General features: G+C 66.3%; 13 protein-coding genes. 8 read left to right on the top strand and 5 right to left on the bottom strand.

What is annotated here, in order from left to right:
* Positions 1-13: 13 nt before the first annotated feature.
* The 4 genes from CEY08_RS12905 (at position 14) to CEY08_RS12890 (ending at position 4555) form a co-directional block, all read left to right on the top strand.
* Positions 14-1153 carry an aminotransferase class V-fold PLP-dependent enzyme gene (locus tag CEY08_RS12905; protein WP_076813278.1) on the top strand — a complete coding sequence of 380 codons (1140 nt, stop codon included), beginning with the start codon at positions 14-16 and terminating at the stop codon, positions 1151-1153.
* A gap of 37 nt (positions 1154-1190) precedes the next feature.
* Entirely contained in the window at positions 1191-2486 is a 1296-nt protein-coding gene (locus CEY08_RS12900; protein ID WP_042793451.1) for an O-acetylhomoserine aminocarboxypropyltransferase/cysteine synthase family protein, read from the top strand.
* Between the two features lie 5 nt (positions 2487-2491).
* Complete coding sequence (locus CEY08_RS12895; protein WP_232033729.1) at positions 2492-3319, top strand: alpha/beta fold hydrolase; 828 nt, start codon at positions 2492-2494, stop codon at positions 3317-3319.
* A gap of 123 nt (positions 3320-3442) precedes the next feature.
* Positions 3443-4555 carry an acyl-CoA dehydrogenase family protein gene (locus CEY08_RS12890; protein WP_076813281.1) on the top strand — a complete coding sequence of 371 codons (1113 nt, stop codon included), beginning with the start codon at positions 3443-3445 and terminating at the stop codon, positions 4553-4555.
* 28 nt (positions 4556-4583) lie between these two features.
* On the opposite strand, the gene CEY08_RS12885 is transcribed toward CEY08_RS12890, so the two are convergent.
* Together CEY08_RS12885 and CEY08_RS12880 are read right to left on the bottom strand one after the other, a co-directional pair.
* Positions 4584-5138 (bottom strand): surface-adhesin E family protein, encoded by a 555-nt coding sequence (locus CEY08_RS12885; protein WP_042793452.1) that lies wholly within the window; start codon positions 5136-5138, stop codon positions 4584-4586.
* Positions 5139-5257: 119 nt separating this feature from the next.
* A complete protein-coding gene (locus tag CEY08_RS12880) occupies positions 5258-5947 on the bottom strand; it encodes a GntR family transcriptional regulator (protein ID WP_076813283.1) in 690 nt (229 codons plus the stop codon).
* A gap of 128 nt (positions 5948-6075) precedes the next feature.
* Between CEY08_RS12880 and araD the strand changes: the two genes are divergently transcribed.
* From araD to CEY08_RS12865, 3 genes are read left to right on the top strand one after another with little or no spacing between them, the layout of a single operon-like run.
* A complete protein-coding gene (gene araD / locus CEY08_RS12875) occupies positions 6076-7806 on the top strand; it encodes an L-arabinonate dehydratase (protein ID WP_042793454.1) in 1731 nt (576 codons plus the stop codon).
* Between the two features lie 46 nt (positions 7807-7852).
* The gene (locus CEY08_RS12870; RefSeq protein WP_076813285.1) at positions 7853-8563 is read left to right on the top strand and encodes a ribonuclease activity regulator RraA; all 711 of its coding nucleotides are present in this window, start codon (positions 7853-7855) and stop codon (positions 8561-8563) included.
* Positions 8564-8621: 58 nt separating this feature from the next.
* Entirely contained in the window at positions 8622-9611 is a 990-nt protein-coding gene (locus CEY08_RS12865; protein ID WP_076813288.1) for a Bug family tripartite tricarboxylate transporter substrate binding protein, read from the top strand.
* Positions 9612-9660: 49 nt separating this feature from the next.
* On the opposite strand, the gene CEY08_RS12860 is transcribed toward CEY08_RS12865, so the two are convergent.
* A complete protein-coding gene (locus CEY08_RS12860) occupies positions 9661-10626 on the bottom strand; it encodes a Bug family tripartite tricarboxylate transporter substrate binding protein (protein WP_042793458.1) in 966 nt (321 codons plus the stop codon).
* A gap of 15 nt (positions 10627-10641) precedes the next feature.
* On the bottom strand, positions 10642-11544 hold the full coding sequence (locus tag CEY08_RS12855) for a dihydrodipicolinate synthase family protein (RefSeq protein ID WP_076813290.1): 903 nt from the start codon (positions 11542-11544) through the stop codon (positions 10642-10644).
* Positions 11545-11824: 280 nt separating this feature from the next.
* Here CEY08_RS12855 and CEY08_RS12850 point away from each other — a divergent pair, with 280 nt between their 5' ends.
* Positions 11825-12553 carry a GntR family transcriptional regulator gene (locus CEY08_RS12850; RefSeq protein WP_232033728.1) on the top strand — a complete coding sequence of 243 codons (729 nt, stop codon included), beginning with the start codon at positions 11825-11827 and terminating at the stop codon, positions 12551-12553.
* A gap of 3 nt (positions 12554-12556) precedes the next feature.
* On the opposite strand, the gene CEY08_RS12845 is transcribed toward CEY08_RS12850, so the two are convergent.
* Positions 12557-13507 carry a PDR/VanB family oxidoreductase gene (locus CEY08_RS12845; protein WP_076813294.1) on the bottom strand — a complete coding sequence of 317 codons (951 nt, stop codon included), beginning with the start codon at positions 13505-13507 and terminating at the stop codon, positions 12557-12559.
* Position 13508 lies beyond the last annotated feature (1 nt).

The following is a 13508-nucleotide window of genomic DNA, read 5'->3' as shown; positions in this document are numbered from 1 at the left end:
GAGCGGGTGGCGCATGAGCTGGCAGGACGAATTCAGGCAGTTGTTTCCCATCACGCAAGACAAGGCCTACGCCAACATCGCCTACACCAGCCCGTTGTCGCCCAAGGTGGCCGAGGCGGTCGGCGCCTTTTTCGATGACATCACCCATGCGCGCAGCGACAAGCCTCGGTGGTTGCGCGATGCAGACGTGCTGCGTCAGCGGCTGGCCCGCCTGATCGGGGGCGAAGCCAGGCGCCTGGCCTTCACCAAGAACACGACCGAAGGGCTGAACATCGTCGCCCAGGGCCTGGCCTGGCAGGACGGCGACAACCTGGTCGTGGATGACCAAGAGCATCCCACCAACGCCTTGCCCTGGCTGAACCTGCGCCGTCGCGGCGTGCAGGTGCGCGTGGCGCAGGCGAGCGCGCATCGCTATACCGTGGATGACCTTTGGCGGCATGTGGATGCGCGCACACGTCTGATCGCCGTGTCCTGGGTGCAATATGGCACCGGCCTGCGCACGGACATCGCCGAACTGGGCCGACGTTGCGCCGAGCGTGGCATCTGGCTGGTCGTCGACGGCATTCAGGGCGCAGGACTGTTGCGTGTCGAAGTCGATGCATGGGGCGTGGATGCTTTTGCCTGCGGCGCGCACAAAGGCATGCTCGGACCGTTGGGCGTGGGCTTGCTGCACGTGTCGCCCCGGCTGCTGGAGGCTCTGGATCCGCTGTATATCGGGCCGTCCGGCGTCAACACGCTGGACAAGTCCGGATTGCAATGGCAGGTGGGCATCGCCGATGCGGCCGATGCTCGCAGGCTTGAATCCGGCAACCTGAACTATCCCGGCATCGCGGGCTGGGCGGGCGCGCTGGACCTGATCGAAAGCGCCCGGCCCGAGCGTATCGAACCGTGGGTGCTGGAACTGTCGGAAGCGCTGGCCAAAGGCCTGCGCGGCTCGGGGCTGCAGGTGGTGTCACCGGCCGAGCCCGAGTTTCGCAGTACGACGACAGCGCTGCGCGTGCCGGACCCTGCCGCCGCGCTGGCGCATCTGACACAATCCGGGGTCGTGGCCAGCGTAGTGGAGTATGGTTACGTGCGCTTGTCTGTCGGCGCCTATAACAATCATGCGGACGTGGAACGCATCCTGCGCGCGGCGCGAACGCTTCCCGTCTGAAAAGAATCATTGATAAGCAACCCTCTAGGAGATACTGATGACCGAAGCGAAGAAGCCCCAGTGGCGGCTTGAAACCGTGGCCGTGCATGGCGGCTATCGCCCCGATCCGACCACGCGCGCCGTGGCCGTGCCCATCTACCAGACCGTGGCCTATGCGTTCGACGACACGCAGCACGGCGCCGACCTGTTCGACCTGAAGGTGCCGGGCAACATCTATACCCGCATCATGAACCCGACCACGGACGTACTGGAGCAACGCGTGGCGGCCCTGGAAGGCGGCATTGCGGCGCTGGCGCTGGCCTCGGGCCAGGCGGCGGTCACCTACGCCATTCTGACCATCGCCGAAGCGGGCGACAATATCGTGTCGTCCAGCACGCTGTACGGCGGCACCTACAACCTGTTCGCGCACACGTTGCCGCAATACGGCATCAGCACGCGTTTCGCCAATCCGTCCGACCTGGCGGCTTTCGAGGCGCAGATCGATGACCGCACCAAGGCCATTTTTGCCGAGTCCGTCGGTAATCCGCTGGGCAACATCACCGACATTGCTGCGCTGGCCGAACTTGCGCACCGTCACGGTCTGCCGCTGATCGTCGACAACACCGTGCCGTCGCCTTACCTGCTGCGCCCCATCGAACATGGCGCGGACATCGTGGTGCAGTCGCTGACCAAGTACCTGGGCGGACACGGCACCAGCCTGGGCGGCGCCATCATCGATTCGGGCAAGTTCCCCTGGGCAGAGCACAAGGCACGCTTCAAGCGCCTGAACGAACCGGACGTCAGCTATCACGGCGTGGTCTACACCGAAGCCTTCGGCCCGGCCGCCTACATCGGCCGCGCCCGTGTGGTGCCGCTGCGCAACACCGGCGCGGCGATTTCGCCCTTCAACTCCTTCCAGATCTTGCAAGGCATCGAGACCCTGGCGCTGCGCGTGGACCGCATTGTCGAAAACACCGTGAAGATCGCCAACTACCTGCGCGAGCATCCCAAGGTCGAATGGGTCAACTATGCCGGCTTGCCGGACCATCCCGACCACGCGCTGGCGCAGAAGTACCTGGGAGGCAAGGCGCCGGGCCTGTTCACCTTCGGCGTGAAGGGCGGCCGTGAGGCCGGCGCGCGCTTCCAGGACGCGCTGCAGCTGTTCACGCGCCTGGTCAATATCGGCGACTCCAAGTCCCTGGCTACCCACCCCGCATCCACCACGCACCGCCAGCTCAATCCGGAAGAGCTGCAAAAGGCCGGCGTGCGCGAGGAAACCGTGCGCCTGTCCATCGGCATCGAGCATATCGACGATCTGCTGGCCGATCTGGACCAGGCGCTGGCGCAGGTGTAATCGCCATGACGATGCTTCCGCGCAGAACCTTGTTGAAGCTTGCCGCGGGCCTGCCCGCGCTAGCCGCCGCGGGAGCGGCCGGGGCGGCGGCTCCGGCTGCCCCGGCCGCAAAAGCCAGGAACTATGTCCTGGCCCACGGCTCCTGGCATGGCGGCTGGTGCTGGCGTCCGGTCGCGGACCGCCTGCTGGCGGCCGGCCACCGGGTGTATGCGCCCAGCTACACCGGCATGGGCGACCGCGCCCACCTGCTCAGCAAGAACATCACCATCGATACCTTTGTCGAGGACCTGGTCCAGGTCATCGAGACCGAGGAACTCAGGGACGTGATCCTGGTGGGCCACAGCTTCGGCGGCATCCCCATTACAGGCGTGGCGGACCGGATTCCGGAGCGCCTGGGGCACCTGGTGTATTTCGATGCGATCGTGCTGCAAAGCGGCCAGAACGCGTTTTCGGTCTATCCCAAGGCGGATGCCGACGCGCGGATCGCGGCAGCATCCAAGGCCACCGACGGATTGGCTGTGCCGATTCCCGATCCGCTGCCCGCCGCCTGGGGCTTCGCTGCCGGCAGTGCGGACTACGATTGGGTCAAGCGCCGCCTGACTGCGCATCCGCTGGCTAGCTACACCACGCCGCTGAACCTGAGGCACCCCATCGGCAACGGGGTTGCGCGCACCTACATCCATTGCACGCAGCCCGAGCTGGCGGTGCTGGATGACTCGCGCAAGCTGGTGCAGTCCCAGTCGGGCTGGAACTGGGTCGACATTGCCGCGCCCCACGAAGCCCACATCACGCATCCGGCCTTGCTGGCCGACCTGCTGCTGGGCCTGGGCTGAAGCCTGGGGACGCAGGCCCGGGGCTGATATGGTCGACCGGGCATCGCAGTTTGCGGGCATCATGCGGGATTGCATCGGCCGGTCAGCGCCGGTGCGCCCCTTGATGATCCGCAGGAGACCGCCATGGCCCATTTGTCTGCCCACGCCGAGTTGCCGGCCGATCTGAATGCCTGGCTGCAGCAGCATGCCGAAGCCCTGGACGACGGCAGCCTGGACGCGGCAACGGTGCTGCCGAGGCTGGCTGCCGCCGATATGTTGCGCCATGGCGTGCCGGCTGCGCGTGGCGGCCTGCCCGGCACCGACATCGGCGATGCCATCGAAGCGGTCGCGCGGCTGGCGGAACTATCCGTTGCCGCCGCCTTCGTGGCCTGGAGCCAGCGCGTCTTTATCGAATACCTGTTGCGCAGTCCGAATACGGAGCTGGCCGATGCATGGTTGACGCCGTTGCTGAACGGCGAGCAGGCCGGCGCGACCGCGCTGTCGAATGCGATGAAATTCCTGAGCGGCATCGAGTCGCTGCAGATCGCTGCGCGCGCCGCGGGTGACGAATGGGTGCTGGACGGCCATATGCCCTGGGTCACGAATCTGCGGCCGCAGGGCTTTCTCGTCGCCGCCGCGGTTTCCGCGCCCGATGGCACGCCGGCGGTGGTGGCGCTGCCGGATAGCATTGCGGGACTGACGCGCAGTCCGGACCTGCCCTTGCTGGGCCTGCAGTCGAGCAATACCGCGGCGCTCGACGTACGCGATGTGCGCATCGGCCGGGAGTGGCTGATCCACGCCGATGCGCGGCAGTACCTGCCCCAAGCCAGGCCGGCTTTCGCTGGCATGCAGTGCGGCTTGTCGATCGGCCTGGCGCGAGGCGCCTTGCGCGCTGCGGATCAAGCTGGCCAGGGCCAGCCGGCGCGCGGCATCCTGGGCCAGCCGCTGGAGGCGCTACGCGCGCGGTTGGACGCGTTGACCGCCGGCTTGATCGAAGGCGTGCGCAACGAGAGCTTTGTGGCTGAACCCTGGCGTCTCTTCGAGATCCGCATCGCACTGGCTGAAGCCGCCCAGCAGGCGGTGCAGCTGGAACTGCAGGCCAGCGGTGGCGCGGCCTATCTGCTGCCTGCGGGCGCGGACTTTGGCCGGCGCTGGCGCGAAGCGGCTTTCCTGCCTATCGTCACGCCTAGCCTGGTGCAGTTGAAGACCGAACTGGCCAAGCGTCAGGCTCGGCTGGCGGCCCAGGCGGCGGGCTAAGTCCGGGCGAGCGGCCGGGCTGGATGGCTTATTTTCGCGGGGTCTTGCCGTGGGCCGGGCAAACGACCTCACGCAGCTTGAGCTGCACCGGGTCCTGCGCGATGGGCGCATTACGGATGCCGGGCGGGGGCAGGGAGTCGACGATGGGGCCGGTGGCATTCTCGCCTGCGTGGTGCAGGACCTCGCTTACGCTGTAGGTGCCGGCGGCGCAGTTCATGGTGACCGGCTGGGTCACGGAACGGTAGAGTTGCCCGTTGGCGGCGGAGATCCTGGGTTGGGCATAGAACCAGGCCACGTTCACGCTCATGACGGCCGGGCGTTCCGAGACTACCTTGATCGAGGCGCTGTCGTAGAACACGCCAGGCATGGCTTGCGGGTCCACGGGCAGCCAGTCAGGCGCGCCGGGCAACATGCCGCCGGGGCCGGGATCGCGCGGCACGACGGTCACCGCGCAGGCATTGACGGGGACCGGATCGCCTTCGCGGACCGTGATGGTTTCACACGAGCCGGGCGGCGCGGCCTGCGCGGGATGGGTCCAGGCCGCTGCGGCCAGGGCGATCAAGGATGCGTGCCTTGCGGTCATTGGTGTTTTCCGGTGGTGGCGCTGCGCGCCGTCGCCCGGCTTGTGGCCGAGGTGTGTCCCTGATCATACCGGGCAGGGCGCGCGCCCGCGGCGCGAATATGCCCTAGGGGCAATAGACCCTAAGCCGTCAACACATAATCCGGATAGCGCTTGCAGATCTCGGCCACCTGGCTGAGGGTGCCGGACAGGTGTTCGCGCAGCACCTGCTGGGCGCGCTGCGGGTCCTGGGCGACGATGGCGTCCAGCAGGCGCTGGTGATCGTCGAGTATGCGTTCGGCCTTGCCGGCTTCGGGCAGATGCAGGCGGCGCAGGCGGTCCAAGTGGCCGCTGTAGCGTTGCTCCAGTTCCCATAACCGGGTGACGCCGGCGGCTTCGTGCATGTCGCGGTGGAAGGCCTGGTCGGCGTCGATGAAGCGCTGGTACTGGCCGTGGGCGTGACTGACGCGCTGCAGGTCGATGCTGGCCTGCAGCCGTTGGAACAACGGCGGATCGGGGCGCTGCGCCAGCAGCTGCACGATCTCGAGCTCCAGGGAGCGGCGCAGGAAATGCGCCTCGCGGGCGGCGGCGATGTCGATGCGGCTGACCACCGTGGTGTGCTGCGGATAGATTTCGACCAGCGCCTCTTCGGCCAGCCGCATCAGGGCGTCGCGGATCGGTGTCTGGCTGAGTCCGTAGGCCTCTGCCAGTGTCACGCGTGACAACGGCGCGCCGGGCGCGAGTTCCAGGGACACGATCTGTTCGCGTAGATGTTCGAAGACCTGGGGCGCTGCATGGCGAGAACGGTCCAGTCTGAGCTTTGTGCTGTGCATCGGGGCGGGTGGAGGCTGGGCGCGAGAATCGCGAAAAGCGCAGTGTAGCGGGTTTTTACCTAGCTGACGCACTAATGTATTAGTGTTTAAATGGCCCGGTCGACGTCACGGAACACTGTCTCTTTCCTATGAAACGCTCCTACGAAAGCCTGCGCAGCGCCGCCTGGATGGCCAAGGACGATCTGCGCTCCTTCGGCCACCGTTCCCGCATGATGCAGATGGGCTACGGCCCGGACGATTGGCAGGGCCGCCCGATCATCGCCATCATCAACACCTGGTCGGACCTGAACCCCTGCCATAGCCATTTCAAGCAACGCGTCGAAGACGTGAAGCGAGGCGTGTTCCAGGCAGGCGGCTTTCCGGTGGAGTTGCCCGCGATTTCGGTGTCGGAATCCTTCGTCAAGCCGACCACCATGCTGTACCGCAATTTCCTGGCCATGGAGACCGAGGAATTGCTGCGCAGCCATCCGGTCGACGGCGCCGTGCTCATGGGCGGATGCGACAAGACCACGCCGGGCCTGCTCATGGGCGCGGTCAGCGCCGGACTGCCCTGTGTCTACGTGCCGGCCGGCCCGATGCTGCGGGGTAACTGGAAGGGCAAGATCCTGGGCTCCGGCTCCGATGCCTGGAAGCTCTGGGACGAGCGCCGTGCCGGCAAGATCACGCAGGAGCAATGGACCGAGGTCGAGGGCGGCATTGCGCGCAGCTACGGCACTTGCATGACCATGGGTACGGCCAGCACCATGACCGCCATCGCGGAAGCCATCGGCATGACGCTGCCCGGGGCATCCTCGATCCCGGCGGCGGACGTGAACCATATGCGTATGTCGGCCGAATGCGGCCGGCGCGTGGTGGAGATGGTCTGGGAAGACTTGTCTCCGCAGCGCATCCTGAGCCTGGCGTCCTTCAAGAATGCCATCAATGTGGCCATGGCCATGGGCTGCTCGACCAACGCCATCGTGCACCTGGTTGCGATGTCGCGCCGCGCCGGGTGCGCCGTGAGCCTGGACGACTTCGACGACGCCAGCCGCAAGGTGCCGGTGATCGCCAACATCCGGCCCAGCGGCGACACCTATCTGATGGAAGATTTCTTCTATGCGGGCGGCCTGCCGGCACTGATGTCTCGGCTGCGGGATCATCTCGATATGTCCGCCATGACGGTCACCGGCAGGACGCTGGGCGAGAACATCGCCGGCGCCGAGGTCTACAACGACGACGTGATCCGTCCGCTGGACCGGGCCATATACGACGAAGGCGCACTGGCTGTGTTGCGAGGCAACATAGCTCCCGACGGCTGCGTCATCAAGCCCAGCGCCTGCGCGCCGCAGTACCTGCGCCACACCGGGCCGGCCCTGGTGTTCGACGACTATCCCAGCATGAAGGCGGCCGTGGAAGACGAGAACCTGGACGTCACCCCCGACCACATCATGATTCTGCGCAATGCCGGCCCGCAAGGCGGACCCGGCATGCCCGAATGGGGCATGCTGCCTATCCCGACCAAGCTGGTGAAGCAGGGCGTGCGCGACATGCTGCGCCTGTCGGATGCCCGCATGAGCGGCACCAGCTACGGCGCCTGCATCCTGCACGTGGCGCCTGAAAGCTACATCGGCGGCCCGCTGGCCCTGGTGCGGACGGGCGATCTGATTACGGTGGACGTGCCCGCGCGCAGCATCCATCTGAACGTCAGCGACGAAGAGCTGGCTGCGCGCCGCGCGGCCTGGACGCCGCCGCCCAAACGCTACGAACGCGGCTATGGCTGGATGTATTCCAGGCACATTTTGCAGGCCAACGACGGCTGCGATTTCGATTTCCTGGAAACCAGCTTCGGCGCGCCCGTGCCTGAACCCGAGATCTTCTAGGGCCCATGCCCACAGTCTTCCTATCCCCGGAGCCATCGTGTCCACAATGAATCCCGAAACCCGCGCGCGCCTGGCCGGCGTCAGCACCGCCACCCTGTGCACCGCCTTGTTCAAGCGCGGCCTGCGCAACCAATTCATCCAGGACGTGCGTCCGCTGAACGTCACGCTGCCCAATATGGTCGGCCCGGCCTACACCCTGCGCTATATCCCCGCGCGCGAAGACCTGAACACCATCAAAGTGTTCGAAGACCGGGCGCATCCTCAGCGCGTCGCGGTGGAAACCTGCCCGGAAGGCGCAGTGCTGGTCATGGACAGCCGCAAGGACGCGCGCGCCGCGTCGGCAGGTTCCATCCTGGTCACGCGGCTGATGAAGCGCGGCGTGGCCGGCGTGGTGACGGATGGGGGCTTTCGCGATTCACCCGAAATCGCCGAACTGGGCTACGCCGCCTATCACCAGCGTCCCTCGGCACCGACCAACCTGACCCTGCACCAGGCCCTGGACATCAATGCGCCCATCGGCTGCGGCGACGTGGCCGTGTGGCCCGGCGACATCGTGGTGGGCGACCGCGAGGGCGTGGTGGTGATACCCGCCAATATCGCCGACGAGATCGCCGTCGAGGCCGTGGAAATGACCGCCTTCGAGGATTTCGTGACCAGCGAAGTGCAGCAGGGCGCATCCATACTTGGCCTGTATCCGCCCACCGACCCGGCAACCAAGGAAAAATTCGCGGCCTGGCGCAAGCAACAGGGCCGCTAAGCCTTGCCGCCGGCTGGACCGGCACCCCAACAAGCCAAACAATAGGCAGGAGACAATCATGAATATGCAACGACGCGGTGCGCTGGCCGCGCTGCTGGCGGCCGCCGCGCTGGGCTCGCTGGCATCGCCCGTGCTGGCCGCCGACTGGCCGGCCCAGAAGCCGATTTCCTATGTGGTGCCTTTCACCGTTGGCGGTTCGACCGACGTGGTGGGACGGGTGCTCGCGCAGAAGCTGGGCGACCGCCTGCACCAGAACGTCATTGTCGAGAACAAGCCCGGCGCGGCGGGCGGAATCGGCGCGACCTACGTCGCCAAAGCGCCGCCCGATGGCTACACCCTGTTCGGTGGCACCATCAGCACCCACGCCATCAACGCCAGCCTGTACAAGAACCTAAAGTACGACCCCGTCAAGGATTTCGAGCCGGTCTCGCTGATTGCCTACCTGCCCAACGTGCTGCTGGTGGATCCCAATCTGGGCGTGAATTCCGTGGCCGACCTGATCGCGTTGTTGAAGCGCGACCCCACCAAGCGCACCTTTGCGTCCTCGGGTGCGGGAACTTCCACGCACCTGGCCGGGGAACTCTTCGCCAGCATGATAGGCGTGCCGCTGACGCACGTGCCCTACAAGGGCACGCCGCCCGCCATGGTGGACGTATCCTCCGGCGCGGTGACCTTCATGTTCGATCAGATGACTGCGGCCTTGCCTTTGCTGCAGACCGGCAAACTCAAGCTTCTGGCCGTGACGACCAAGGACCGCATCGCATTGGCGCCCGAGGTGCCGACCATGCAGGAGGCCGGCGTGCCGGGCTTCCAGATGGCATCCTGGCAGGCGGTGTACGCGCCCAAGGGCACGCCCAAGCCCATCCTGGACAAGCTGGCGCGGGAGATCGCGGTGATCGTAAAGGAGCCGGACGTGCAGGAGAAACTGGGCAAGACCATGGGGATGGAACTGGTCGGCAGTACGCCCGAGCAACTGCGCGACCTGATGGCGGCTGAAATTCCGCGTTGGGCTGAAGTCGTGAAGACGTCGGGCGCGACGGTCGAGTAGCCCGCGGGCGATCTCGGGCGTGGCGTTTCGGCGCCGCGCCTGTTGCCGTTCAGGGCTTCAGATTCAGCTTGGGTACCAGCGCCTTGAACGCTTCTTCCTGGCGCGCGACGTCGGCCGCGAACTGCGGCAGGTCCGCATAGGAGGGGGTCAGGTTCTGCTTGCGCATCAACGCCTGGAAATCCTGGGATTGCGCCACCTGGCGGGCTGCCGCCCGCCATTTTTCCACCGCGTCCGCGGGTGTTGCCTTGGGCAGTCCGATGCCGCGCCAGACGCTGAATTGCAGGTCCGCGCCTTTTTCCTTCATGGTGGGTACGGCAGGCAGATTGTCCAGCCGTTTCGGCGCCATGACGGCCAGGGTGCGCAGCTTGCCGGTTTCGACATGCTGCTGCAGCTCGGCATAGGCTACCGTGGTTGCCTGCACGTCGCCCGCCAGCAAGCCCATGATGGCCGGGGCCGACCCCTGATACGGAACGTGCACGAACTTCACGCCGGCTTGCTCGCCCAGCGCCGCGGCCGCCATGTGCGGCACGGTGCCGATGCCTGCGTTGGAGACCGCGATGCGCTCGGGATTCTTCCTGGCGTCGGCGAGGAACTCCTCCACCGTTTTCCAGGGTGCGTCGGCCCGCACCGTGACCGACGACGGATCGTCGGTGAAGCGGGCGATGGGCTGGAAGTCGCCGACCGTGGTCTTGCCTATGCCCATCAGGGGCACCACCAGCATTTCGGGAGTCATCAACACGAGCCGGTAGCCGTCGGGCTGTGCATTGGCGACATAGGCCCAGCCAATCGAACCGCTCGCGCCGGGCTTGTTGATCACCACCGTGGGTTGCGCCAGCAGCGGAGGGCGCACCGCTTCGGCGATGGCGCGGGCGGTGTTGTCGCTGCCGCCGCCGGGCTGGTAGGCGACCACCAGTTCCATCGAGCGGGCAGGGTAGTCCGCGGCATGCGCGGCGGACAGGACGGAAACTGCGGACAGGGCGCTGACGGCCAGCGCGGACAGGCGGATGGGGCGCATGGAGTGGCTCCGGTATCAGTAGCCCAGGGCGGAAAGATCCGCGAGCGTCTGTTTGGTGATGGCAATGGTGCGCTCGCGTTCGGCGCCCGCCAGGTCCAGGCGCGGCGGCTTGACGGTTTCGGCGCTGCCGGTAATCAGGTTTTCGGCCAGCTTGATGTGCTGCACCAGCTTGACCACCGTGTCCAGGTGGAATAGCGGGGTCAGTGCGGCGTAGAGCTTGCGGGCGCGGACGAAGTCGCCCTCGACTGCCAGCTTCAACAGATCCACCGAAGCCTTGGGCACGGCGTTTGCCATGCCGGACACCCAGGCGGTCACGCCCAGCGCCGCGCTTTCGAGGATCAGGTCGTCCACGCCGCAGACCACGGCAAGCCGGTCGCCAAAGCGGGTGATCAGGTCGGTGACGCGGGTGGTGTCGTAGGATTCTTCCTTGATGGCGACGATGGTCGGCTCTTCCAGCAATTCCGCCACCAGGTCGGGCGTCAAGTCCACCCCGTAGCCCCGGGGGTTGTTGTAGAGCAGGATGGGCAAGGCGCTGGCGCGCGCTACGCTGCGATAGAAAGCCACGGTTTCGCGGGCGTCGGATTTGTAGGTCAGGCCCGGGAACACCATCAGGCCGTTTACCCCGATGCGGGCGGCTTCCTGCGCGAAAGCGGCGGCGCGCGCGGTGCCGGTTTCGGCGACGCCCGATATCACCGGCACGCGTCCGCGCACCGTGTCCACGGCGGTGCGCAGGACCTCCAGCTTTTCTTCGGGCGAGAGCTGCGCGTTTTCGCCCACCATGCCCATCATCACGACGCCGCCCACGCCGTTTTCGATCAGGCGTTCCAGCCCGAGGCGGATGGCTTCCAGGTCCAGCGAAAAATCGGGTTTCAGCTTCGTAGTGACGGCGGGAAATACCCCATGCCATTGAATGCTCATGCTGCGGCTCCTGTGGTGTGGTTTGTCCGGCCTGCGGCCGGGGTTAGCTGCGACTATTGGATATTGGATCCAAAAATATGGGACTTAAAAAAACGAGGCACGGGCCTCGGACCGCCGCTGGGCCAGCGGTGGCTTGAACTGGATCATGGATCCAATATACTCACATTAAAAGGGCTGCGGGTGCCGGCTGTCTCTCGGGGTTTTCCTGGGCATGGCGATTCCGGTTCCCGCATGCCCACACCGTTCGGCGGCCGCCGGACGGCACAACCAGGCAGGTCCCATGTCCCAGAATTCGTCGCTTTCCGCTGCAACCCCGCCCCGTCCCCAAGCCGGTTCGCCCGGCCGCCTCGTGCGCAAGACCGCCGTTGAGCTGGTGGTGGATGAACTGCGCGACCGCATCCTGTCTGGCGCCATTCCGCCCGGCTCGGCCTTGCGCCAGGAGTTGTTCGCAGAGGAACTGGGCGTGAGCCGGCTCCCGGTGCGCGAGGCCATACGCCAACTCAGCGCCGAAGGCTTGATCGATATGATTCCCCATCGGGGCGCCTACGTCTCCATGTTGTCGCGTGCCGAGGTGCAGGAGTTCTTCGACATCCGCCTGCGGCTGGAGCCATGGCTGCTGCGCCTGGCGGTGCAGCAGCGCAATGTCCAGGACCTGGAGCTGGCCAGCCAGGTGGTGGCGCAGATGGACACGGCGGAACCGGAGCAGTGGGGCCGCTTGAACTGGCAATTGCACGAGCTGCTGTACCGCTCGGCGCAACGGCCCGCCGCGCTTGCCATGGTGCGCGCGCTGCATGAAAAGTCCGAACGCTACTTTCGCTTTCAGATCGTCAACGCCCCGATCCGCCAACAGGCGCATGACGAACATAGCGCCCTGATCGCCCTCGCGCGGCATGGCCAGGCCGAACAGGCCGAGGTCGCGCTTGAACGGCACATCGCCGAGGCCGCCGACCAGATCCTGGCCATCGTCGACCATCTGCTGGATGCGTCGGCGTTGCAGGAACCCGCGTAGCGTCTACACATCCAGCTCCAGCGTGCCGCAGCCGCGTGACACGCAGACCATCATGCTGCGTCCCGCCGCGCGCTCGTCGTCGCTGAGCACGTAGTCGCGGTGATCGACGTCGCCGGACAGCACGGTAGCCTCGCAACTGCGGCACAGGCCTTCGCGGCATGAGTGCGGCCAGGCGACGCCGGCGGCTTCCAGCACGTCCAGCACGGACTTGTCCGCGGGAACCTCGTAGCTGCCGCCGCTGCGCACGAGCCTGATCTGGAAGGTCTCAGCCGTTTGTGCGGCGGCGTCCGCGCCTGCGGTGAAACGCTCGAAATGGACGCGGTCCGCGGCGATGCCCCGCCGTTCGCATGCGGCAGCCACCGCGTCCATAAGCGGCGCCGGCCCGCAGCAATAGACATGCAGGCCGGGGTCTTGCTGGACTTGAAGGTAGGCGTCCAGGTCGCAACGGGCGCCTTGGCGCTCGCTGTCCACGTGCAGGTCCACGCGCTCGCCATAGGCTGCAAGCTCCGACAGGTAGGCTGCCGCGTCGCGTTCGCGTACGCAGTACAGCAGCCTCCATGGTTCACCGCGTGTTTCGCACGCAAGAATCATGCTGAGGATGGGCGTGATGCCGATGCCTCCGGCGATGAAGACGTGGCCGGTGGCCTGCGCATGCAGCCCGAACAATTGCCGGGGTTCGCTGATGTGCACGCGGTCGCCTTCGCGCAGTTGTTGGTGGATGTAGCGCGAGCCGCCTCGCGATTCCGGAGCCAGGCCTACGCCCAGGCGGTAGACGCTCAGTTCCGCCGGATCGCCGCACAGGGAATACTGCCGGAGTTGGCCATTGCCGAGCGCCACGTCCACGTGCGCTCCGGCCTCGAAGGCGGGCAGCATGGCGCCGTCGGGGCTGCGCAAGTGCACGCCAACGATGCCGCGTGCTTCACGCGCGATACGGCTGACGACGAGTTGCCGCATC

Source organism: Achromobacter insolitus, from assembly GCF_002209555.1.
GTDB classification, from domain to species: domain Bacteria; phylum Pseudomonadota; class Gammaproteobacteria; order Burkholderiales; family Burkholderiaceae_B; genus Achromobacter; species Achromobacter insolitus.
Note: the sequence above shows the minus strand (reverse complement) of the source record. Positions and strands in the feature narration are given on the sequence as shown.

What these genes read in the sequence shown, in the direction of transcription:
- CEY08_RS12905 (WP_076813278.1), top strand. Translation starts at nt 14, where the DNA reads ATGAGCTGGCAGGACGAATTCAGGCAGTTGTTTCCCATCACGCAAGAC.
- CEY08_RS12900 (WP_042793451.1), top strand. Translation starts at nt 1,191, where the DNA reads ATGACCGAAGCGAAGAAGCCCCAGTGGCGGCTTGAAACCGTGGCCGTG.
- CEY08_RS12895 (WP_232033729.1), top strand. Translation starts at nt 2,492, where the DNA reads ATGACGATGCTTCCGCGCAGAACCTTGTTGAAGCTTGCCGCGGGCCTG.
- CEY08_RS12890 (WP_076813281.1), top strand. Translation starts at nt 3,443, where the DNA reads ATGGCCCATTTGTCTGCCCACGCCGAGTTGCCGGCCGATCTGAATGCC.
- CEY08_RS12885 (WP_042793452.1), bottom strand. Translation starts at nt 5,138, where the DNA reads ATGACCGCAAGGCACGCATCCTTGATCGCCCTGGCCGCAGCGGCCTGG.
- CEY08_RS12880 (WP_076813283.1), bottom strand. Translation starts at nt 5,947, where the DNA reads ATGCACAGCACAAAGCTCAGACTGGACCGTTCTCGCCATGCAGCGCCC.
- araD (WP_042793454.1), top strand. Translation starts at nt 6,076, where the DNA reads ATGAAACGCTCCTACGAAAGCCTGCGCAGCGCCGCCTGGATGGCCAAG.
- CEY08_RS12870 (WP_076813285.1), top strand. Translation starts at nt 7,853, where the DNA reads ATGAATCCCGAAACCCGCGCGCGCCTGGCCGGCGTCAGCACCGCCACC.
- CEY08_RS12865 (WP_076813288.1), top strand. Translation starts at nt 8,622, where the DNA reads ATGAATATGCAACGACGCGGTGCGCTGGCCGCGCTGCTGGCGGCCGCC.
- CEY08_RS12860 (WP_042793458.1), bottom strand. Translation starts at nt 10,626, where the DNA reads ATGCGCCCCATCCGCCTGTCCGCGCTGGCCGTCAGCGCCCTGTCCGCA.
- CEY08_RS12855 (WP_076813290.1), bottom strand. Translation starts at nt 11,544, where the DNA reads ATGAGCATTCAATGGCATGGGGTATTTCCCGCCGTCACTACGAAGCTG.
- CEY08_RS12850 (WP_232033728.1), top strand. Translation starts at nt 11,825, where the DNA reads ATGTCCCAGAATTCGTCGCTTTCCGCTGCAACCCCGCCCCGTCCCCAA.
- CEY08_RS12845 (WP_076813294.1), bottom strand. Translation starts at nt 13,507, where the DNA reads ATGCGGCAACTCGTCGTCAGCCGTATCGCGCGTGAAGCACGCGGCATC.